Here is a 20479-nt window from a genome sequence, read left to right as displayed (position 1 = left end):
CTTTCAGAACAGCGGCAGGCCGGTGATGGCCTTGCCGATGAAGTCGTAGAGCACGTCGGACGTGGGCGCCATCACGCTGGAGGCGCGTGCATCGCGGAACAGACGTTCGATGCCGGCCTCCTTGCGGAAGGCCGCGCCGCCGCACACGCGCATGGCGATGTCGGTCACTTCGAGCGCGCTCTCGGCGGCTGCGGCCTTCACTTCGAGCACGCGCAGCATGGTGTCGGCGCGGCCGGCGCCGATGGCGGCCACCGTGTCGTCGAGCAGCGTCTGCACCATGTCGGTCTTGATGCGCGCGCGGGCCAGGTAGGCGCGGATGGTGGGCAGGTCGGCCAGCGATGAATCGAGGTGCACGTGCCGCGTCTGGCCCACATGGCCGATGGCACGGCTCAACGCGCCTTCCATCAGGCCGACCGAGCAGGCCGCGCTGAGCACCGAGAACCAGGGCAGCACCACGCCCATCATCGTGTCGAAGCCCTTGCCGTCTTCACCAAGCCGCGCGCTGGCGGCCACGCGCACGTCCTTCGCGGTGATCGGGGTGGAGGCGTTGCCGCGCAGCCCGAGGCCATCGAAGCGGCCGGGCTGGGTGAGGCCATCGGACTTCGCATCGACCAGCCACAGCGTGCTCGCACCTTCGGCCGCGAGCGGCTTGCTCGACCACACATAGCTGTCGGCCTCGAAGGCGGAGGTGACCCAGCTCTTGCGCGCATCGAGCACCACATTCGCGCCATCGGCACGCGCGGTGCCGGTGGGCGCCCAGAAGTGGCTGCGCGAATCGGCTTCGGAAAAGGCGAGGGTGCTCAGGTGCTTGCCTGCGGCAATTGCGCGGCGTGTGGCCTCCGGGCCGAACTGTTCGATCACCGCGCTGGCGCAGTAGTGCATGCACACCACCATTGCGGTGGAGGGGCAGGTCTGCGCGATGCGCGAAACGACCTGCGCGGCTTCCTTCAGGCCGAGGCCCTGGCCGCCGACCGATGCGGTGGAGACCAGCCCGAGCAGGCCCGCCTTGCCCATCGCATCGATCACCTCTCGTGGAAAGCGTCCCTCGCTGTCGGTCCTTGGCGCCAGTGGCTGCAGCGTTTCAGTTTCGATACTGGCGAGCACGTCGAGGGGATTCATCGCTTTCTCCTGGTGGGTGGATGGGTTGGGGGAAGAAACTACGTCAGTCGCTCTCGCAGTTCGTCGAGCTGGGCTGTGAAGGGCGCGCTGTCTTCGAGGCAGCGCAGGTCGAGCAGAAGCCGGTCTTCCGCGATGCGGCCGATCACCGGCAATGGCAGGCCGCGCAATGCGGTGGCGAGCGCATCGAGCGCGGTGCCGATGCCTTTCTTCGAGGTGCCGGCAGGTGAGAGCGCGAGGCCGGCCGAGGGCAGGCGTTCCACCGGCAGCGAGCCCGAGCCGATCTGGCCCAGCAGCGACACCACTTCGACGGTGAAGCGGGGCGACACGGCAGCCTGCACGGGCGTCAGCAACGTATCGGCCATCTCGCGGATCGCGTCGGCCGGTCGCGTCAGCAGGCGCAGCGTCGGCAGGTCCTTGGCGAGCCGTTCGGGCCGCAGGTAGAGCGAGAGCGTCGCTTCGAGCGCGGCCAGCGGCAGCTTGCTCATGCGCAGTGCGCGCTTCATCGGGAACTTGCGGATGCGGCCCACGGCCTCCTTGCTGCCGACGATGAGTCCGGCCTGCGGGCCGCCCAGCAGCTTGTCGCCCGAGAAGGTGACGACATCGCAGCCGGCTGCGAGCATCTCCTGCGGCAGCGGTTCGCGCGGCAGGCCGTAGTGGGCCAGGTCGACCAGCGAGCCGCTGCCCAGGTCGGTGGCCAGCGGCACGCCGCGCGCATGCGCGATGCCGGCGAGCGTGGCTTCGTCGACCGCGGCGGTGAAGCCCTGCACGGCGTAGTTGCTGGTGTGCACCTTCATCACGAGCGCGGTTTGTGCGTTGATGGCGCGTTCGTAGTCTTGCGGGTGCGTGCGGTTGGTGGTGCCCACCTCGACCATGCGCGCGCCGGCGCTGGCCATCACGTCGGGCATGCGGAAGGCGCCGCCGATCTCGACCAGCTCGCCGCGCGAGACGATGACTTCGCGATCGCGTGCCAATGCCGCGATGGTCAGCAGCACGGCTGCCGCGTTGTTGTTGACCACCGTTGCGGCTTCGGCGCCGGTGATGGTGCACAGCAGCTCCTCGACCAGCGAGTCGCGGTCGCCGCGGCTGCCAGTGGCGAGGTCGTATTCGAGGTTGTTGGGCGAGGTCATCACCGTCAGCAGCCGCTGCAGCGCCGCATCGGCCAGCAGCGCGCGGCCGAGGTTGGTGTGGATGACGGTGCCGGTGAGGTTCAGCACGGCGCGCATGCGCGGTGCGAGGCGGTGTTGCACGCGGGCGGCGAGTGCATGGCCGAGCGCATCGGGTTGCACTTCCGAGGTGGGCAACTTTCCAGCGACGGCGCGAGCGCGAAGCCCTTCGAGCAGCGCACGCGCCTCACTGACAACGAGGGTATGGCCATGCTCGGCCAGCAGCGCACGCGGCGCTTCGGCGCGCAGCAGTTGATCGACAGAAGGCAGATCCTGGGGCCTTGCCGTCGAGCCGTGGACCACGGACTCTTCGGGCGTCGCCATCAGCCGCCTCCGCCGTCGTCGGTGATTTCTTCAGGGTCGCCGAACAGCAGCATCAGGTTATGGCCGCTGCGCTGGTGGCCGGCTTCGGACACCAGCAGGTCGAGCGTCACGCTGGCGAGGTCGTCCGCCACGGGTTCGACCTCGGGGTCTTTCTCCATCGCGATCTGCTTGAGGTAGTGGCCGCAGCTGTCGCAGCACTCGGCCTTCACCGCACCTTCGCGCGCGCCCGTGGCGGGCAGCTCGATGCCGGGCTGCGGCGTGAGTGATTCGAAGTGAATGCCCTTGGTGCTTTCGCAGTGCGTGCACTTGATGCGCACGTAGTGCCACTCGGTGCTGCACAGCGAGCAGTGCAGATAGCGAAAGCCCGCCTCGTCGGCGCCGATGCGCGTGATGCTCACGGTCGGCACGCTGCCGCAGCAGGGGCATTCATTGCCGGGGTCGGTGCGGCCGAAGATGTTCTCGCCATCGCGTTCGGCCACCTGCAGCACGAGCTGTGTCCAGTAGGCCTGAAGACCGGAGGCGATCAGCGGGGCCGCAGCAAGATCGAGTCCGAACATGATGCGGCGCGAGAGAAGATCGGCCTGCTGGTCGAGCCAGGCATCGTCGGCGGCCACCACGCGGTCGAGCGTGTCGCGCGCCGCGCCTTCGGGCAGGCGAACGCGAAAGAGGCCCAGCAGGCGCCGAAGCTCCTGCCGCCACACGGCATCGCGCGGCCAGCCGAAGGCAGGCATCGGTGGCTTGAGCGCTTGCGATGCGGCTTCGAGTGCGGTGGATTCAGGCAGGGCGACCTTCGGGTAGTCCTGCAGCACCTGATGCTGTGCTTGCGCCAAGTCCGCAATGAAGATCAGGTACTCGCGCATCGGGTGCGAGGCCGCGAGCTGGCGCAGGCGCAACTGCCGGTCGGAGAACACGGCGGCACGCACGGGCAGGCGCAGGAACGGCATTTGCCGCCCGGCCTGCATCGCGATCTGTTCGGGATCGAGAACGCGCGTGGTCCGGATCGGTGGTGGGGTGCCGGTGGGGCTGTTCATTCCGCCCACTCTACAGCGATCTGCGTTCCCGCATGTCTCCTTCCCCTTCCAGGGGAAGGCTGGGGTGGGGGCAGCGCCCAACGAGCGCCTTTGCAGGGGCGAGGCCGCTGTGCCCCCACCCCAACCCTCCCCCGGGAGGGGAGGGAGAAAGACAGGAGGCGTTATTCACCGCGCGTCATCTTGCGATGCCACAAGGGATGATTGAGCTTGGCCCATCCCTCGGTGACGGTGCCGCGCGTCATGGCGCGCAGCGTGCCCTTGACCCAGATCGCGGCGTAGATGTGCGTGATGACCGACAGGATCAGCACCACGGCCGAGGCCGAATGCACGACCACCGCAATGCGGCGCACGAGGATCGGGAAGAAGCCGACGAACCACGGGCTCCAGAACATGAAGCCGGTCACGAACAGCAGCAGCAGGCTGATGCCGAAGGCCCAGAACACCAGCTTCTGGCCCGCGTTGTACTTGCCCACCGGCGGCATGCTCGACTTGTCGCCCTTGAGCATCTTCGGCGCGTTGGCAATCCATTCGCGGTCGACCTTGTCGAGGATGTTCTCGCGCCACATGGTGAAGAACAGGAACACGAAGCCCAGCACCATCAACAGCCCCATGAAGGGATGCAGGATGCGCGTCCACGGGCCGCCGCCGAACAGCGTGCTCAAAAAGAACAGGCTGGGGTGGAAGAAGGCCAGGCCAGAGAGCGCCGCCGCGAAGAACATGATTGCAACGAACCAGTGGTTCATGCGCGTGGCATCGCGGTAGCGGCGAAGGTAGTAGCGTGTCATCGCAGTCTCCTCAGGCGCGGGGTTGTTCGCGCACGGGTTCGGCGGGTGTGGATGCCGTGGGCGGCGCTTCGATCACCACCACGTCGTCCGGCTTGCCGTCGAGGCCGGCATCCGGATGCTCGTCCTTCGGCTCGATCGGCCCGACCTTCATGTAGTGGAAGAAGCTGCCGACTACCGCGCCGATCATCGCGACCACCGCGAGCGGCTTGGCCACGCCCTTCCACAGCGACACCAGCGGGCTGATGTGCGGGTCCTTGGGAAGACCGGCGTAGAGGCCCGGTCGGTCGGCATGCTGCAGCACGTACATCACGTGGGTGCCGCCGACACCGGCCGGGTCGTACACGCCGGCATTGGCAAAGCCGCGGTCCTTCAGGTCGACGATGCGTTCCGATGCGTACTCGTGCATGTCTTCCTTGGTGCCGAAGTGCAATGCGCCGGTGGGGCAGGCCTTCACGCAGGCCGGCTCCAGGCCCACGCCCACGCGGTCGGAGCACAGCGAGCACTTGTAGGCCTTGTTGTCGGCCTTGCTGATGCGCGGCACGTCGAAGGGGCAGCCGGTGACGCAGTTGCCGCAGCCCACGCAATGCTCGCTGATGAAGTCGACGATGCCGTTGCTGTACTTGACGATGGCGCCCGGCGATGGGCACGACTTCAGGCAACCCGGGTCGTCGCAGTGCATGCAGCCGTCCTTGCGGATCAGCCATTCGAGCTTGCCGGCCTCGGGCTCGACTTCGGAGAACTTCATCACCGTCCATGACGAAGGCGTGAGGTCGACCGGGTTGTCGTAGGTGCCGTGCGTGGTGCCGACTTCGTCGCGCAGGTCGTTCCACTGCATGCATGCGACCTGGCAGGCCTTGCAGCCGATGCAGGTGGATACGTCGATCAGCTTGGCGACTTGCTGCACCTGCGGGCGGTTGCGGATGTCGGGCGACGGCGTGGTCGTGGCCGAGCGGGCGGCGATGTCGAGGGTTTGGAGGGAGGACATCAGCGGCTCCGGTCTTCTGTCTTGCCCCTTCCCCCTTTGGGGGAAGGTCGGGATGGGGGCAGGCCTTCGATGAAGCGCCGCGTTGTCGTGGAGGCCGTCGTGCCCCCACCCCGGCCCTCCCCCGGAAGGGGAGGGAGAAAGACAAAGTCATCGAGGGCGTTGAAAGCTCGCTTCATCTCATGCCTTCTCGATGTTCACCGTGAACGACTTGTACTCCGGCGTCTGCGTGTTCGCATCGCCGACAAAAGGCGTCAGCGTGTTCACCAGATACCCGGGCTTCGCGATCCCGACAAAGCCCCAGTGGTTCGGCAGCCCCACCGTGTGCACCGTGCGCCCGTCGACCTGCAGCCCGACGATGCGCTTGGTCACCAGTGCCACGGCCTTGATGAAGCCGCGCTTGCTCCACACCTTCACCGTGTCGCCATTGGCGATGCCTTTCTCCTTCGCCAGTTCTTCGCCGATCTCGACGAACTGCTGCGGCTGGATGATGGCCGAGGTGCGCACGTTCTTGGTCCAGTAGTGGAAGTGCTCGGTCAGGCGGTAGCTGGTCGCCACGTATGGAAAGTCCTTCGGCACGCCCAGGCGTTCGAGGTCGCCCTTGAAGATGCGCGCCGCGGGGTTGGCGCGCGCCTTCTCGTTGTTCGGGTGCATCAGGTTGTTGACCAGCGGCGACTCGAAGGGCTCGTAGTGCTCGGGCAGCGGGCCTTCGGCCATGCCGGTGGGCGCGAAGAGCCGCGCCACGCCCTCGGCCGTCATGATGAACGGGCGCACCGCGTCGGCTTCCATCGGGTTCGCGTCGGGCCGGATGTCGGGGATGTCGGAGCCGGCCCACTTGGTGCCGTCCCACGCGATCAGCCGGCGCTTGGCGATCCACGGCTTGCCGGTGGTCGGATCGGTCGAGGCGCCGTTGTAGAGGATGCGCCGGTTCGCGGGCCACGCCCATGCCCAGTTCTGCACCATGCCGATGCCATACGGGTCGGCGTTGTCGCGCCTCGCCATCTGGTTGCCGGCCTGCGTCCACGCGCCGCTGTAGATCCAGCAGCCCGATGCGGTCGAACCATCGTCGCGCAGCAGGCCGAAGCCCGAGAGCTGTTCGCCGGCCTTGGCCAGCGGCGGCTTGCTCGGGTCCTTCGGATCGAGCAGGTCGGTGATGGCGCGGCCGTTGTATTCCATCGCCAGCTCTTGCGCCGAAGGCGAGTGCGGAATCTTGTAGGGCCAGGTCAGCTTGACGATTGGGTCGGGGAAGGCGCCGCCGTCCTTGATGTAGGCCGCGCGCATGCGGTTGAAGATGCCCGCCACGATCTCGATGTCGCCCTTGGCTTCGCCCGGAGGCTCGGCGCCCTTCCAGTGCCACTGCAGCCAGCGGCTGGAATTGGTGAGCGAGCCGTCTTCCTCCGCGAAGCAGGTCGAAGGGAGGCGGAACACCGTGGTCTGGATGTCGGTGGTCTTGACGTCGTTGAACTCGCCGAAGTTGCGCCAGAACTCGCTGGTCTCGGTCACCAGCGGGTCGATGGTGACGAGGAACTTGAGCTTGGACAGCCCATCGACGATCTTCTTCTTGTCCGGAAACGAGCCCACCGGGTTGAAGCCCTGGCAGATGTAGCCGTTGAGCTTGCCCTGGTTCATCAGCTCGAAGGCCTGCAGGATGTCGTAGAGCTTGTCGATCTTGGGCAGGTAGTGAAAGGCCCATTCGTTGTCGGCCGTGGCCGCATCGCCCCACCACGACTTCTGCATGCTGACGAAGAACTTCGGGTAGTTCTGCCAGTAGCTCATCTGGTTGGGCCGCAGCGCCTTCAGTGCACGGGTCTTGTAGTAGTCGGGCAGGTTCTGTTCGCTGTCCCGCGCGAGCGACATGTAGCCGGGCAGCGAGTTCGACAGCAGCCCCAGGTCGGTCAGGCCCTGGATGTTGCTGTGGCCGCGCAGCGCGTTCATGCCGCCGCCCGCCACGCCGATGTTGCCCAGCAGCAGCTGCATGATGGCGCCGGTGCGGATCATCTGCGAGCCCTGGCTGTGCTGTGTCCAGCCCAGCGCATACATCACCGTCATCGTGCGGCCGCTGGTGCTGGTGCTCGCGATGTACTCGCACACCTTCAGGAACTTGTCCTGCGGCGTGCCGGTGATGCGGCTCACCAGCTCGGGCGTGTAGCGCGCGTAGTGCCGCTTCATGACCTGCAGCACGCACTGCGGGTCCTGCATGGTCATGTCGACCTTGGCCATGCCCTTGTCGTCGAGCGCGTAGTTCCACGACGAGGGGTCGTAGTTGCGCTTCTCGGCGTTGTAGCCACTGAAGATGCCGTCCTCGAACTTGTAGTCAGGCCCGACGATGAACGGCGCGTTGGTGTAGTTGCGCACGTACTCCGTCTGGATCTTGTCGTTGCTCAGCAGGTAGTTCAGCACGCCCGCGAGGAACGCGATATCGGAGCCCGCGCGTATCGGTGCGTAGAAGTCGGCCATGGCGGCCGAGCGCGTGAAGCGCGGGTCGACCACGACAAGGCGCGCCTTGTTCTGCTTCTTGGCTTCGATGACCCACTTGAAGCCGCACGGATGCGCCTCCGCGGCATTGCCGCCCATGATCAGCACGACATCCGCGTTCTGGATGTCCTGCCAGTGGTTGGTCATTGCGCCTCTGCCGAACGTCGGGGCCAGACTGGCCACCGTAGGTCCGTGTCAAACGCGTGCCTGGTTGTCGAACACCAGCATTCCGGTCGAGCGGAATGCCTTGTGCGTGATGTATCCGGTTTCGTTGGACGAGGCCGAGGCGCAGAGCATGCCCGAGCTGGTCCAGCGGTTGACGGTCTTGCCGTCGGCGTTGGTGGTCTGGAAGTTGGCGTCGCGGTCGGCCTTGAGCAGCTTGGCGATGCGGTCGAGCGCGTCGTCCCAGCCGATGCGCTTCCACTCGGTGCTGCCGGCCTCGCGCACCTCGGGGTACTTCAGGCGGTTGGGGCTGTGCACGAAGTCGAGCAGGCCGGCGCCCTTGGGGCACAGCGTGCCGCGGTTCACCGGGTGGTCGGCATCGCCCTCGATGTGGAGGATGTCGGACACCACGTTTTTCGCCTTGTCGCCCAGGCTGTACATGATGAGTCCGCAGCCCACCGAGCAGTAGGGGCAGGTGTTGCGGGTCTCGGTGGTGCGCGCGAGCTTGAAGTTGCGGGTCTCGGCCAGCGCGGCGGTCGGCGAGAAGCCGAGCGCCACGATGCTGGAGCCGACCAGCCCGGCGCTGCTGACGCGGAAGAATTGGCGGCGGCTTATGTCCATGACATCACCTCCTGCATCGCTGAAGTGGGTTGTTTCATCGGGGTCTTCTTCTTTGCGTGGAAATCGTGAAGGAGCGAATCGGGCGCCGCTATTTGGGCGCGGTGCCATCGCCGCCGCTCGGCGCGGGCGCGCCGCCGGAGGCACTGCCACCGCCGTTCGGGCCGCTCATGCCGCCGATGGCGGTGCCGCCTTCGGACGGGCCCTTGTGGGATGCGGAGGATTCGACCTTGTCGCCGGACTCGGCGGGAGTGATGCCCGCCGGGCTCGCGCCGGTGGTGGCCTTGGGCGTGGGAGGCTTGGGATCGCAGGCGCTCAACAGCACACCCAGGGCCAGGCAGAGGCCCATGAGTTGCAAGCGCTGACATCGTGGCATCGAGACTCCTTGGGGAAAGGCGGTCTGACTACGGGCTGTTTTTCTTGCACCGCTTTGCGCTGGCAGGGGCATGCCCGGTTTGCAACAAAGAGGAGGCGTTTGTCGCATCATGCGACAGCATCTGGCCGCGATCAAGGGCCATGGGGGCGCAATAACCCTTGAACCGAGCCGTGGCCGGGCCCGTCGGCTATCGTTCGCGCCATGAATGCTTCCCTCCGCCTGGGTTGGCGCACGCTCTGGCGCGATCTGCGCGCCGGCGAGTTGCGCCTGTTGATCGTCGCCGTGTTGCTGGCCGTGGCCGCGCTCACGGCGGTCGGCTTCTTTGCCGACCGGCTGCAGGGCGGCCTGCAGCGCGATGCGCGGCAACTGCTGGGCGGCGACGCGGTGATCGTCAGCGACAACCCGACGCCCGAATCCTTCGTGGCGCAGGCGAAGTCGCTGGGCCTTGAAGGGACTGGCACCTATGGCTTTCCGACCATGGCGCGCGCGGAAGATGCTCAGGGCGGTGCCAGCAAGCTGGTCGCACTGAAGGCAGTGACCACGGGCTATCCCTTGCGTGGCAGTCTGCAGACCTCGAACACCGTCGACGGGCCGGGCGCGATCACGCGAGAAATCCCGCCTGCGGGTGAGGTGTGGGTCGATGCCTCGCTGCTCGACTCGCTCGGGCTCAAGGTGGGCGATCCGCTGCTGCTTGGCGACACCAGCTTGCGTGTAGGCCGCGTGATCACGCTCGAGCCGGACCGTGGGGCCGGTTTCATGAGCTTCTCGCCACGCGTGATGCTCAACCAAGCCGACGTGGCACGCACCGCGCTCGTGCAGCCGGCCAGCCGCGTGGGCTATCGCTTCGCGGTGGCGGGCGCCGATGCGGCCGTGAAGCGCTTCACCGACTGGTCCGATGCGGCCATCAAGAAGGGCGACCTGCGCGGCGTGCGGCTCGATTCCTTCGAAGGCGGCCGGCCCGAGATGCGCCAGACACTGGACCGTGCCGAGAAATTCCTGAGCCTGGTCGCGCTGCTCGCGGCGCTGCTGTCCGCTGTGGCCGTGGCGCTCGCCGCGCGCGGCTTCGCGGCCAGCCACCTCGACGACTGCGCGATGCTGCGTGTGCTCGGCCAGAGCCAGCGCACCATCGCGATGGCCTATGCCTTCGAGTTCGCGGTGATCGGCCTCGTGGCCAGCGCGCTGGGCGTGGCCATCGGCTTCGCGGTGCACTACATCTTCGTGCTGCTGCTGGCCGGGCTGGTCGAGACTGCGCTGCCGGCCGCCACGCTGTGGCCCGTGGCCTTCGGGCTGGGCATGGGCCTGACGCTGCTGTTCGCCTTCGGCCTGCCGCCGGTGCTGCAACTGGCCCGCGTGCCGCCGCTGCGCGTGATCCGGCGCGACGTGGGCGGCCTGAAACCCGCATCGCTCGCGGTGCTCGGCATCGGCGTGGCGGGCTTCGCGGCCCTGCTGATGGCGGCCAGCAGCGACATCAAGCTGGGCCTGATCGCGGTCGGCGGCTTCGCGGGTGCGGTGGCCGTGTTCGCATTGCTGAGCTGGCTCGCGGTGAAGGTGCTGCGCCGCAGCGTCAACGAAACGACGGCGCCGCGCTGGCTGGTGCTGGCCACGCGGCAGATTTCGGCGCGGCCGGCCTACGCGGTGGTGCAGGTCAGCGCGCTGGCGGTCGGCCTGCTCGCGCTGGTGCTGCTGGTGTTGTTGCGCACCGACCTCGTTGCGAGCTGGCGCAAGGCCACGCCGCCCGATGCGCCGAACCGCTTCGTCATCAACGTGATGCCCGACCAGAGCGATGCGTTCCAGAAGTCGCTGCGCGACGCCGGCGTGGGCAAGTTCGACTGGTATCCGATGATTCGTGGCCGGCTCGTCGCCATCAACGACAAGCCCGTCACGCCCGACGACTACGCGGAAGACCGCGCCAAGCGGCTGGTCGACCGCGAGTTCAACCTCAGCAACGCCGTGCAGGCGCCCGAGCACAACAGCATCACCTCCGGCAAGTGGACGCCCGGCGCGGCAGGCGAGGTGAGCGTGGAAGAGGGCCTGGCCGAGACGCTGGGCCTGAAGCTCGGCGACAGCCTGCGCTTCGACATCGGCGGCATGCAGAGCGACGCGCGCATCACCTCGCTGCGCAAGGTCGACTGGGGCTCGCTGCACGCCAACTTCTTCGTGATGTACACCGTGGCCACGCTGCCCGATGTGCCCGTGACCTACATGGGCGCCTTCCGCGCGCCCGAGACCAAGGGCTTCGACAACGCGCTGGTGCGCAGCTACCCGAACGTGACCAACGTGGACATGAGCGCGACCATCAACCAGGTGCAGCGCGTGCTCGACCAGGTGATCCGCGCGGTCGAATTCCTGTTCGGCTTCACGCTCGCTGCGGGGCTGGTGGTGCTGTTTGCCGCGGTGACGGCCACGCGCGAGGAGCGGGCGCGTGAATTCGCCGTGATGCGTGCTGTGGGTGCGCGCGCCAGCCTGCTGCGGCAGGTGCAGCGCGCAGAGCTGGTGGGCGTGGGCCTGCTCGCGGGCTTCCTCGCGAGCATCGTGGCCTCGGTGATCGGCTGGGCGCTGGCGCGCTATGTGTTCGAGTTCACCTGGACCGCGTCGCCGTTTGTGCCCGTGCTGGGCGCGCTGGCCGGCGCGGTGCTGGCGCTGGGCGCGGGCTGGTGGGGCCTGCGCGACGTGCTGCGCCGGCCGGTGGTCGAGACGCTGCGCCGCGCGGCCGAATAAATAAATTTTTCTTCCGGCGCGGGCGGGGAAGGGGTGGGGAATGCAATACATTCCCCGACCCTGCATTCATTCGAAGAGAAGCCCCCTACATGCGCTTGGCGTCATTCCAGATCACCAACTTTCGCTCGATCAACGACAGCGGCCCCATCGATTCATCACAGATCACAGCGATCCTCGGTAGAAATGACAGCGGCAAATCGAACCTGCTGCGCGCGCTCCACAGCCTGAACCCGACACAGGGCCTGGCACCACTCAGCCCGATCAAGGACTTCCCCAGACACCGGCGCCTGGAAGAGTGCGCGGGCGACACGCCCGTCGTGCAAACACGCTGGGCTCTCGACGACAGCGAACGGGCCGAATTGGCCGCTATCTTCCCGCGCGCCACCGGCGTTCGCCACGTCACCGCAAGCCGGGGCTACGACACGGCCCGTTGGGCCGGGTTCGAGGGACTGGTTGACCTGTCCATCGACGTGAGCGACATCAAGGGCAAGGTCCGCAAGATCGTGCCGGCCATCAAGGCTGCCGCCGAAAAGGTCGCCGAAGAGGCCAAGGCGATGCTGGAGCAGGAGGCCGATGCCTTCGACGCAGCCATGATCGCCAGCCCCGATTTCATCAAGTGGTCGGCCGGCGCTGTGAAGGCCACGCAGGCACTGCGCAAGGCGCTCGCTGCCGCAGATGCAGAGCTCAGCGACAAGCAGGAACAGATGCTGGTCGAGCTCGAAGAGCTGTCGCTGTCCATCACCAACGACAAGCCGGCCCTCGACCGGGCGAAGGCCTGGGTCATCGAGAAGCTGCCTCGCTTCATCTACGTCGACGAATACCCGGCGCTGCCCGGCCGCCAGAACCTTGCCGACTACCTCGTGCGCAAGGGCTGGGGGCAGGCCACGCCCGAGCAGCAGAGCTTCGAGAAGCTGTGCAAGGTCGCGGGGCTCGACCCGCAGCAACTGCAGGACCTGCTGGAAAAGAACGACCAGGCCACGCGCAACCAGCTCGCCAATCGCGCCGGCTCGGTGGTCACTGCCGAGATCCGCCGGCTCTGGAAGGACCGCGCGCTCAAGGTTCGCTTCAACCTCGACGGGCAGCACCTGGACACGATGGTGTCGGACCCGAACGGCAGCTACGAGGTGGAAGTGAATCTCGATGAGCGCAGCCGAGGCTTCCAGTGGTTCTTCTCGTTCTACATTGCCTTCTTCGCGGACACGAAGGGCGGTCGCGCTGAAGACGCCATCCTGCTGCTGGACGAGCCGGGGCTGCACCTGCACCCGCACTCGCAGGCCGATCTGCTGGCGCATTTCGAGAAGGACTTCGGCAACCAGATCATCTACACCACGCATTCGCCGTTCATGGTGCCGACGCACCGGATCGACGCGGTGCGCACGGCGAGCCTTGATGAGGCTCGCGGCACCACGGTGAGCAATACCGCTGAAGGCGATGAGCGCACGCTGTTCCCGCTGAAGGCTGCGCTGGCTCTGAGCCGGATCGCGGGCGAGCCGGTGAAGCCGGAGCCTGTGAAAGCGGCGGCTGCGAAGGCGGAGCCGACGAAGGCTGTGCCTGCAAAGGCTGTTGCTACGGAGGGAGCAAAGCCTGCCAAGGCAGTGAAGCCCGTTGAAGTGGTGGCCGTTGCCGAGATCGCACCGGTTGCAGCGCCTGTCGCGGCGCCAATGCCAGCGCCAGCGAAGCAGGAGCCTGCGAAGCCGGTGGTTGTGGAGAGCGCAAAGCCCGCTGCCGAAACGGCACCTGTTGCCATGGCTGTACCGGTCGCCGCGCCCGCCGAAGCCGTGGTTGCCGTGGCGCCAGAGCCCGTGAAGCCGGTGGTCGCTGAGAGCAGCGTGCCGACCGAGACACCGGCCAGCGTTGCGAGCGAACAGGCGGACAGCGAACTCACTCAGGCCGCGTAGAGAGCGTTCTAGCGCCCAGGCGACGCATCTGGGTCGTTGAACATGTGCTCGCTCGCGAAGTCCACGAAGGCCCGCACCTTCGGCGACAGCTGGCGACTCGAAGGCCACAGGGCCGAGAACTGCCCGTTGCGCACGAGGTGCGTGGCCAGCACGCGCTGCAGTTCGCCACGGCGAAGCGAATCGCGCGCGAGAAAGTCCGGCATGTAGGCCACGCCGAGGCCGGCCACGGCCGCGCCGAGCATGGCTTCCATGTTGTTGCAGATCAGGCCGGGCGGCAGTTGCGCGGGCAGGCCTGGCAGGTCCCAGTCCTCGATCTTTCCGCCGGTCACGAACTTGTAGCGCAGGCAGCTGTGCTGCGCGAGATCGGCCGGCACCTGCGGCACGCCGTGGCGTGCGAGGTAGTCCGGCGAGGCCACGAGCACGAAGCTGAACGGGCCGAGCCGGCGCGCCACGAGCTGCGAGTCGACCAGCTCACCGCTGCGGATCGCCACGTCCACGCCTTCGGCGATCACGTCGACCAACCGGTCGTTGAAGTCGAGGTCGAGTTCGATCTCGGGAAAGCGTGCCTTGAAGGCCGGCAGCATCGGCAGCAGGAAGCGGTAGCCGATGGTCGGCAAGCTCACGCGCAGGCGGCCGCGCGGCGCCGCAACGGCGTCTTGCATCATGGCGCGCGCATCGTCCAGCTCGTCGAGGATGCGGCGGCAGCGCTCGTGGAACATCGCGCCTTCCTGCGTCAGGTGCACATGCCGCGTGGTGCGGTTGAAAAGCCGCAGGCCGAGCTGCTGTTCGAGCCGCGCCACGTTCTTGCCGACCGCCGATGCCGAGATGCCCAGCAGCCGGCCGGCCTTGGCAAAGCTGAGCAGGTCGGCCGCCCGCACGAAGGATTCGAGTCCGCTGAAGCTGTCCATGGATGGTCTGATTAACAACCTTTGGTTGGGAGTTTGAGGATCAATGGCGCTATTTTCATTCCATTGAATCCTTTCTATCTTCTCTTCACGCCCGGCCGCCGTTGCCGATCTGTTTCTCCCTTCTGCGTGAAAGCCTTCCTGCGATGTCCTCGTCTTCCAACAAGAACTGGCTGCTGGCCGCCGTCTGCCTGGCGGCGCTGGGCATGCCGCTGAGCTTCACGGGGCCAGCGGTGGTGCTGCCCGCGATCCGCGAGGCGCTGGGCGGAAGCCCGGTGCAACTCAACTGGGTGACCAACGCCTTCATGCTGAGCTTCGGCGCCACGCTGATGGCGGCCGGAGCGCTGGCCGATGCCTATGGACGCAAGCGCGTTTTCTTGCTGGGCCTGGCGGTGGTCGCATTGAGCAGTTCGCTGCTGACACTCGCACCGGGCATCGTCGCCTTTGACCTCGCACGCGCGCTGCAAGGGCTGGGGTCGGCGGCGGCGTTCGCGGCCGGTACTGCAGCGCTCGCGCAGGTGTTCGATGGCGCAGCCCGCACGCGGGCCTTCAGCCTGATCGGCACTTCGTTCGGCGTGGGCCTGTCGTGCGGCTCGATTCTTTCGGGCTGGCTCGCCGAATCCTTCGGATGGCAGGCGGTGATGCTCAGCCCCGGCGGGGTCAGCCTCGTCGCGCTGTGCATCGCTTCGATGAGCATGCGCGAGTCGCGCAACCCGAGCGCGATGGGCCTGGACATGCCGGGCACGGTCAGCTTTACCGCCGCATTGAGCCTGCTCACGCTGGGCGTGCTGCAGGCGCCCGACAGCGGCTGGGGCAGCCCGTGGGTGATCGGCGCGCTGGCGGGTGCGGTGCTGATGGGCGCGGCCTTCATCGCCATCGAGCGGCGCGTGGCGCATCCGATGCTCGACCTGTCGCTGTTCCGCTTTCCGCGTTTCGTCGGCGTGCAACTGCTGGCAGCCGCGCCGGCCTATGGCTTTGTCGTGCTGCTGGTGCTGCTGCCGATCCGCTTCATCGGGCTCGAAGGGCGCAGTGCGCTGGAAGCGGGCGGCTTCATGTTCGCGCTGTCGGGGCCGATCCTCGTGGTGCCGACGCTGGCGGCGTGGCTTGCGCATCGCTACTCGGCGGGCGTGATCTCGGCCGTGGGCCTGCTGGTGTGCGCGGTGGGGTTGTTCTGGCTGAGCCGCTGCGCGCCGGGCACGCCGCTGCACGACATCGTTTGGGCGCTGCTGCTGATCGGCGCGGGCATCGGCCTGCCGTGGGGGCTGATGGATGGCCTGGCCGTGAGCGTGGTGCCGCGCGAGCGGGCAGGCATGGCCTCGGGCATCTTCAACACCGTGCGGGTGGCGGGGGAGGGGATTGCGCTGGCGCTGGTGGGAGCGGGGCTCACAGCATTGGTGACGCGGCAACTGGGATCGTTTTCAGCCGCGTCGCAGGCGGCGCAGCGCGTGACGACGGGGGATCTGTCGCAGGCTTTGGCGCTGTTGCCCGGTGTGGACCGTGCGGCGCTGCTGCATGCGTACGGCGCGGCGTTCGGCACGTTGCTGTGCGTGCTGGCGGGGGTGACTGTGTTGACTGCGCTGGTGGTGTTCGTGTTCTTGCGTGGGGAGACGCATGCGGTGGCGAGCGCTGTGGCGTTGGAGTCGCCGGCCTGTTGATGGGCACTGTCTTGCTCCTTCCCCTTCCGGGGGAAGGCTGGGATGGGGGCACGCGGCCTTGGCAAGGCCGCTGCGGGTTGTTGTGCCGCTGGCCCCACCCCGACCCTCCCCCGGAAGGGGAGGGAGCAAGGCAACAGGGTCAGGACTCCGCAGCCGCGAAAATGTCCCGCAGCCACTGCGTGAACACCCGCACGCGCGACGACAACTGCCGGTTCTGCGAATACAGCACCGACACCGGCATCGGCGGCGGGGCGAAATCGGCCAGCAGCACCTTCAGCCGCCCGTCCGCGAGTTCGTTGGCCACGCGGTAGCGCGGGACCTGCACCAGCCCGAGGCCCGCGACGGCCGAGCCGGTGTAGAGGTCGGCACCGGTCACCGAGACGATGGCGCCGAGCTGTACGTTCGTCACCCGCCCATCGACGGTGAACTCGAGCGGCACCGCCTTGCCCGTGCCGCTCGAGATGTAGTGGATGGCGCGGTGCGTCGCCAGCGCTTCGATGCTGTCGGGCTCGCCGTGCGCCGCCAGATAGGCCGGGCTCGCGACGGTGACCTGCGGCAGCAGCGCCACGCGCCGTCCGACCATCGACGAGTCCTGCAGGTTGCCCGCGCGCAGCACGCAGTCGACGCCTTCGCGCACAAGGTCGACCAGCCGGTCGTCCTCGCCGATGTGCAGTTCGAGCCCGGGGTAGCGCGCCAGGAAATCGGGCAGCGCGGGCACGACGAAATGGCGCGCCAGCGTGCCCTGCAGGTTCACGCGCAGCAGGCCCTTGGGCGCCTCGTCGCGAAACAGGCCCTCGGCTTCTTCCACGTCGGCCAGCAGGCGCACGCAGCGGCGGTAGTAGGCCTCGCCGTCGGGGGTGAGGCGCACGGTGCGCGTGGTGCGCTCCAGCAGCCGCGTGCCGATGCGTTGCTCCACGCGCTTGATGAGGTTGGTGACGGTGGCGCGCGGGATCTGCAGGTCTTCCGATGCCTGCGTGAAGCTCTGGCGCTCGGCGATCCGCACGAAGGCCTGCATTTCCTGGAAGCGGTCCATGGCGCGGGTCCCTCGTTAATTATTGAAGTAAATGGAATGGTAATGGCGATTTACGGCTGATTATCTTTTGAATGGAACGATCGAAGATTCGCTCACCCATCCACCACTGCAAAGGAAACGCCCCATGAACCAGCCCATTCACACCAAGGTAGCCATCGTCACCGGCGCATCGCGCGGCATCGGCGCCGCCGTTGCGCAACGCCTCGCACAAGACGGCTTTGCCGTCGCCATCAACTACGCGTCGAGCCCGGCACAGGCCGATGCGCTGGTTGCCGAACTCACCGCTGCAGGCGCCCGTGCGATGGCCATCAAGGCCGACGTGGCCAGCGCCGGCGAAGTGCGCGCCATGTTCGACGCCGTCGAAGCGCAGCTTGGCAAGGTCGACGTGCTGGTCAACAACGCCGGTGTGCTCAAAACTGTGCCGTTGGCCGAGCACACCGATGCGCTCTACGACCAGACCTTCGACATCAACGTGCGCGGCACCTTCAACACGCTGCGCGAGGCTGCCACCCGGCTCAACGAGGGCGGGCGCATCGTCAACTTCTCCAGCACCACGCTGGCGCTGAACATGCCCGGCTACGCGATCTACAACGCCACCAAGGCGGCGGTCGAGGCCTTCACGCATGTGTTCGCCAAGGAGCTGCGCGGGCGCAACGTCACGGTGAACGCGGTGGCGCCCGGCCCGATCGCCACTTCGCTGTTCCTCGACGGAAAGACCGAAGAGCAGATCCAGGCCTTCGCCAAGATGCCGCCGCTGCAGCGCCTGGGCCAGCCCGGGGACATTGCTTCAGTGGTGTCGTTCCTTGTCGGTCCGGATGCGGGCTGGGTCAACGGACAGATCCTGCGGGCCAATGGCGGCGTGGCTTGAGTCCCTTCCTTCTTTTTCCCTTCGGAGAAACACCATGCAAAAGCAAATCATCCTGGTCACAGGTGCCGGCACGGGCATCGGCAAGCTCACGGCCCAATCTCTGGCTGAAGCCGGCCATGTGGTCTACGCGTCGATGCGAGACATTGCGGGACGCAACAGCGGCCGTGCCACTGAACTGCGTGCCCTGGCTGCGGCCAAGGGTCTCCAGTTGCATCCGCTCGAACTCGACGTGCTGTCGCAGGCATCCGCCGATGCAGCCGCAGCGACCATCGTTCGCGAGCAGGGTCACCTCGATGTGGTGATGCAGAACGCAGGCCATCTCGTGGTCGGACCGACCGAGGCCTTCACGCCGGAAGAAATCATGAAGGTGTTCGACACCAACGTGCTCGGCGCCCAGCGCGTGAACCGTGCGGTGTTGCCATTCCTGCGCAAGCAGGAGTCGGGGCTGATGCTTTGGATCAGCAGCACGACCACCAAGGGCGGCTTTCCGCCGTTCATGGGCCCTTACGGCGCGGCCAAGGCGGCGATGGATTCGCTGGCCGTGACGCTGGCCTACGAGATCGCGCGCTTCGGCGTCGAGACCTCGATCGTTGTGCCGGGTGCGTTCACAAAGGGAACCGACCACTTCCCGAGCGCAGGCAAGCCGGCCGATGCGGCCACCGCTGCCGCCTACAGCCGCTACGACGGCGTGATGGACCAGATCGGCGAGCGCCTGTCCGCGCTGACGCCCGACCACGCCGACCCGCAAGCGGTGGCCGACGACATCGTCCGCATCGTGGGCCTGCCGGCCGGCACGCGGCCAATGCGTTCGCTGATTGACTTCGTGGGCGACGGTGCGACCGAGGTGTTCGAGGTGTCGGAGCGCGTGCGCGTCGAGTTCGCCAAGCGCATCGGCATGGGCGACCTGCTCGAAGCGAAGGTTCGGCGCTGAGCGGGGCGTCACAAAAGTGCGGATGGTCTTCCTGTCCAATAGCGGCATGGAAAACCAATCGAACGAACTCGCAGAGCGCGTGACCGAGCTCGAAATCAAGTCGAGCTACGCCGAAGACCTGCTGGACCAGTTGAACATGACGATCTACCGCCAACAGCAGCAGATCGACAGCCTGATCCAGCAGGTTGCGCATCTCCGGCAGCAGAGCCAGAACGCATCACAGGACGGCTCCGGCGGCAATCCGCGTGACGAGCTGCCGCCGCATTACTGAGGGCCTGTTTGCGGTCTGTCTGGAGTGCGTTGCTTCCGCGCTGCTGTTCAGGGCGACGCTCACGCCGACACGGTGCTCTTTTTCGCGAATGTCCCCCGCTTCGCTCCTCCTTTATTTAGCTAAAAAGAGCCCCGTATCGACGTGAGCGCTCAGAGCGGTCGTTGATCGCAGGATCAATCAGAGCGTGCCCCTGTGTGAATGACGCCAGGTGCTCCCCGCAGCGAAATAAAGGAGGAGCGAAGCGGGGGACATTCGCGGAGGGGAGCACCCGGTGTCATTCGCACGCACCCCGAATGAACCCACGCAGCGCACCCCACCCGACAGTCACCTACACGGCCCTGAACGGACCGTAAACAGACTCAAGGAACGATCAGCCGTGCGAATGCCAGAGCACTGCAAAGAAGTGGCAAGTGCTGCCTGCCAGCACGAACAAGTGCCACACCGAATGGGCGTAGCGCACCTTGTTGTCGAACAGGAACACCACCGCGCCGGCCGTGTAGAACAGCCCACCGGCCACCAGCCAGCCCAGTCCCGCCGCTGACATGCGCTCGTACAGCGGCACCGCCGCCATCAGCGCCATCCAGCCCATCGCTACATAAAGCCCGGTCGACCACAGCGGGTGCTGCAGCCGGTTGAACAACTTGGCGCTCACGCCCAGCACGGCCGCTGCGCAGATCGCGCCGAACAGGGTCCAGCCCAGCGGCCCGCGCAGCACGCCGAACAGAAAGGGCATGTAGCTGCCCGCGATGAACAGGTAGATGGCCGCATGGTCCAGCCGGTTGAACCAGGCCTTGGCGCGGCCCATCGGCAGCGCGTGGTACAGCGTCGAGATCAGGTACAGCACGATGGCCGTGCCGGCGAACAGGCAGGCGCCTACGATGCCCGCGGCTTGGCCCTTCTGCGAGGCGCTGTAGACCAGGATCGGAAGCGAGGCAATGGCGAGCACCAGGCCCAGGCCATGGCTCAGCGCATTGAAGAGTTCTTCCATCGCCGTCTGGTCGCGCGCCACCAGAACGGGGGCACGGGGCGAAGGGTGCGTCTGTGAAGGTGCAGTCATCAGGAGCGAAACCTCATGAAAAATGGATTGCGGCGTCAAGCTTGCCAGAACTGCGCGGTGCGTTCTGTGCGCTTGACCAGCTTGCGATCAAGGACTTCTCCGGTCGTT

The 20479-nt window shown here is 66.8% G+C and carries 16 protein-coding genes; 6 read left to right on the top strand and 10 right to left on the bottom strand.

What is annotated here, in order from left to right:
• Positions 1–3: 3 nt before the first annotated feature.
• From H7F35_RS04515 to H7F35_RS04485, 7 genes are all read right to left on the bottom strand, one after another.
• Positions 4–1119 (bottom strand): acyl-CoA dehydrogenase family protein, encoded by a 1116-nt coding sequence (locus tag H7F35_RS04515; RefSeq protein WP_187111768.1) that lies wholly within the window; start codon positions 1117–1119, stop codon positions 4–6.
• A 38-nt stretch (positions 1120–1157) separates the two neighbouring features.
• Positions 1158–2606: an L-seryl-tRNA(Sec) selenium transferase gene (selA, locus tag H7F35_RS04510; protein WP_187111767.1), complete on the bottom strand. Its 1449-nt coding sequence runs from the start codon at positions 2604–2606 to the stop codon at positions 1158–1160.
• The gene (fdhE, locus tag H7F35_RS04505; RefSeq protein ID WP_187111766.1) at positions 2606–3637 is read right to left on the bottom strand and encodes a formate dehydrogenase accessory protein FdhE; all 1032 of its coding nucleotides are present in this window, start codon (positions 3635–3637) and stop codon (positions 2606–2608) included. The genes selA and fdhE overlap by 1 nt, the downstream gene beginning before the upstream one ends.
• A 161-nt stretch (positions 3638–3798) precedes the next feature.
• Positions 3799–4422, bottom strand: a complete 624-nt coding sequence (locus H7F35_RS04500; RefSeq protein WP_187111765.1) for a formate dehydrogenase subunit gamma — start codon at positions 4420–4422, stop codon at positions 3799–3801.
• 10 nt (positions 4423–4432) lie between these two features.
• Positions 4433–5407 (bottom strand): formate dehydrogenase subunit beta, encoded by a 975-nt coding sequence (fdxH, locus tag H7F35_RS04495; protein ID WP_187111764.1) that lies wholly within the window; start codon positions 5405–5407, stop codon positions 4433–4435.
• 177 nt (positions 5408–5584) lie between these two features.
• On the bottom strand, positions 5585–8662 hold the full coding sequence (gene fdnG, locus H7F35_RS04490) for a formate dehydrogenase-N subunit alpha (protein ID WP_187111763.1): 3078 nt from the start codon (positions 8660–8662) through the stop codon (positions 5585–5587).
• 88 nt (positions 8663–8750) lie between these two features.
• Entirely contained in the window at positions 8751–9035 is a 285-nt protein-coding gene (locus tag H7F35_RS04485) for a hypothetical protein (protein ID WP_187111762.1), read from the bottom strand.
• A 201-nt stretch (positions 9036–9236) separates the two neighbouring features.
• On the opposite strand from H7F35_RS04485, the gene H7F35_RS04480 reads away from it, so the two are divergent.
• Positions 9237–11753: an ABC transporter permease gene (locus tag H7F35_RS04480; protein WP_187111761.1), complete on the top strand. Its 2517-nt coding sequence runs from the start codon at positions 9237–9239 to the stop codon at positions 11751–11753.
• An 89-nt stretch (positions 11754–11842) separates the two neighbouring features.
• A complete protein-coding gene (locus H7F35_RS04475) occupies positions 11843–13651 on the top strand; it encodes an AAA family ATPase (RefSeq protein ID WP_261803527.1) in 1809 nt (602 codons plus the stop codon).
• 8 nt (positions 13652–13659) lie between these two features.
• Here H7F35_RS04475 and H7F35_RS04470 read toward each other — a convergent pair whose 3' ends face one another.
• On the bottom strand, positions 13660–14559 hold the full coding sequence (locus H7F35_RS04470) for a LysR family transcriptional regulator (protein WP_187111760.1): 900 nt from the start codon (positions 14557–14559) through the stop codon (positions 13660–13662).
• A 143-nt stretch (positions 14560–14702) separates the two neighbouring features.
• Here H7F35_RS04470 and H7F35_RS04465 point away from each other — a divergent pair, with 143 nt between their 5' ends.
• Positions 14703–16211 carry an MFS transporter gene (locus H7F35_RS04465; RefSeq protein WP_187111759.1) on the top strand — a complete coding sequence of 503 codons (1509 nt, stop codon included), beginning with the start codon at positions 14703–14705 and terminating at the stop codon, positions 16209–16211.
• 139 nt (positions 16212–16350) lie between these two features.
• Here H7F35_RS04465 and H7F35_RS04460 read toward each other — a convergent pair whose 3' ends face one another.
• Positions 16351–17244, bottom strand: a complete 894-nt coding sequence (locus H7F35_RS04460) for a LysR family transcriptional regulator (protein ID WP_187111758.1) — start codon at positions 17242–17244, stop codon at positions 16351–16353.
• Positions 17245–17368: 124 nt separating this feature from the next.
• Here H7F35_RS04460 and H7F35_RS04455 point away from each other — a divergent pair, with 124 nt between their 5' ends.
• From H7F35_RS04455 to H7F35_RS04445, 3 genes are read left to right on the top strand one after another with little or no spacing between them, the layout of a single operon-like run.
• Positions 17369–18112 (top strand): SDR family oxidoreductase, encoded by a 744-nt coding sequence (locus tag H7F35_RS04455; protein ID WP_187111757.1) that lies wholly within the window; start codon positions 17369–17371, stop codon positions 18110–18112.
• A gap of 34 nt (positions 18113–18146) precedes the next feature.
• A complete protein-coding gene (locus tag H7F35_RS04450) occupies positions 18147–19043 on the top strand; it encodes an SDR family NAD(P)-dependent oxidoreductase (RefSeq protein WP_187111756.1) in 897 nt (298 codons plus the stop codon).
• 46 nt (positions 19044–19089) lie between these two features.
• Positions 19090–19314 (top strand): SlyX family protein, encoded by a 225-nt coding sequence (locus H7F35_RS04445; protein ID WP_187111755.1) that lies wholly within the window; start codon positions 19090–19092, stop codon positions 19312–19314.
• A 370-nt stretch (positions 19315–19684) separates the two neighbouring features.
• Here the strand turns inward: H7F35_RS04445 and trhA are convergent, their stop codons facing one another.
• On the bottom strand, positions 19685–20371 hold the full coding sequence (gene trhA, locus H7F35_RS04440) for a PAQR family membrane homeostasis protein TrhA (protein WP_187111754.1): 687 nt from the start codon (positions 20369–20371) through the stop codon (positions 19685–19687).
• Positions 20372–20479: the final 108 nt, after the last annotated feature.

The sequence above is a fragment of the Variovorax sp. PAMC26660 genome (assembly GCF_014302995.1).
Classification (GTDB): Bacteria; Pseudomonadota; Gammaproteobacteria; order Burkholderiales; family Burkholderiaceae_C; genus Variovorax.
The sequence above is the reverse complement of the archived record's forward strand: the minus strand, read 5'-3'. Positions and strand labels throughout refer to the sequence as shown.

Coding starts and splice junctions, on each gene's coding strand:
- H7F35_RS04515 (WP_187111768.1), bottom strand. CDS start 1,119: ATGAATCCCCTCGACGTGCTCGCCAGTATCGAAACTGAAACGCTGCAG.
- selA (WP_187111767.1), bottom strand. CDS start 2,606: ATGGCGACGCCCGAAGAGTCCGTGGTCCACGGCTCGACGGCAAGGCCC.
- fdhE (WP_187111766.1), bottom strand. CDS start 3,637: ATGAACAGCCCCACCGGCACCCCACCACCGATCCGGACCACGCGCGTT.
- H7F35_RS04500 (WP_187111765.1), bottom strand. CDS start 4,422: ATGACACGCTACTACCTTCGCCGCTACCGCGATGCCACGCGCATGAAC.
- fdxH (WP_187111764.1), bottom strand. CDS start 5,407: ATGTCCTCCCTCCAAACCCTCGACATCGCCGCCCGCTCGGCCACGACC.
- H7F35_RS04485 (WP_187111762.1), bottom strand. CDS start 9,035: ATGCCACGATGTCAGCGCTTGCAACTCATGGGCCTCTGCCTGGCCCTG.
- H7F35_RS04480 (WP_187111761.1), top strand. CDS start 9,237: ATGAATGCTTCCCTCCGCCTGGGTTGGCGCACGCTCTGGCGCGATCTG.
- H7F35_RS04475 (WP_261803527.1), top strand. CDS start 11,843: ATGCGCTTGGCGTCATTCCAGATCACCAACTTTCGCTCGATCAACGAC.
- H7F35_RS04470 (WP_187111760.1), bottom strand. CDS start 14,559: ATGGACAGCTTCAGCGGACTCGAATCCTTCGTGCGGGCGGCCGACCTG.
- H7F35_RS04465 (WP_187111759.1), top strand. CDS start 14,703: ATGTCCTCGTCTTCCAACAAGAACTGGCTGCTGGCCGCCGTCTGCCTG.
- H7F35_RS04460 (WP_187111758.1), bottom strand. CDS start 17,244: ATGGACCGCTTCCAGGAAATGCAGGCCTTCGTGCGGATCGCCGAGCGC.
- H7F35_RS04455 (WP_187111757.1), top strand. CDS start 17,369: ATGAACCAGCCCATTCACACCAAGGTAGCCATCGTCACCGGCGCATCG.
- H7F35_RS04450 (WP_187111756.1), top strand. CDS start 18,147: ATGCAAAAGCAAATCATCCTGGTCACAGGTGCCGGCACGGGCATCGGC.
- H7F35_RS04445 (WP_187111755.1), top strand. CDS start 19,090: ATGGAAAACCAATCGAACGAACTCGCAGAGCGCGTGACCGAGCTCGAA.
- trhA (WP_187111754.1), bottom strand. CDS start 20,371: ATGACTGCACCTTCACAGACGCACCCTTCGCCCCGTGCCCCCGTTCTG.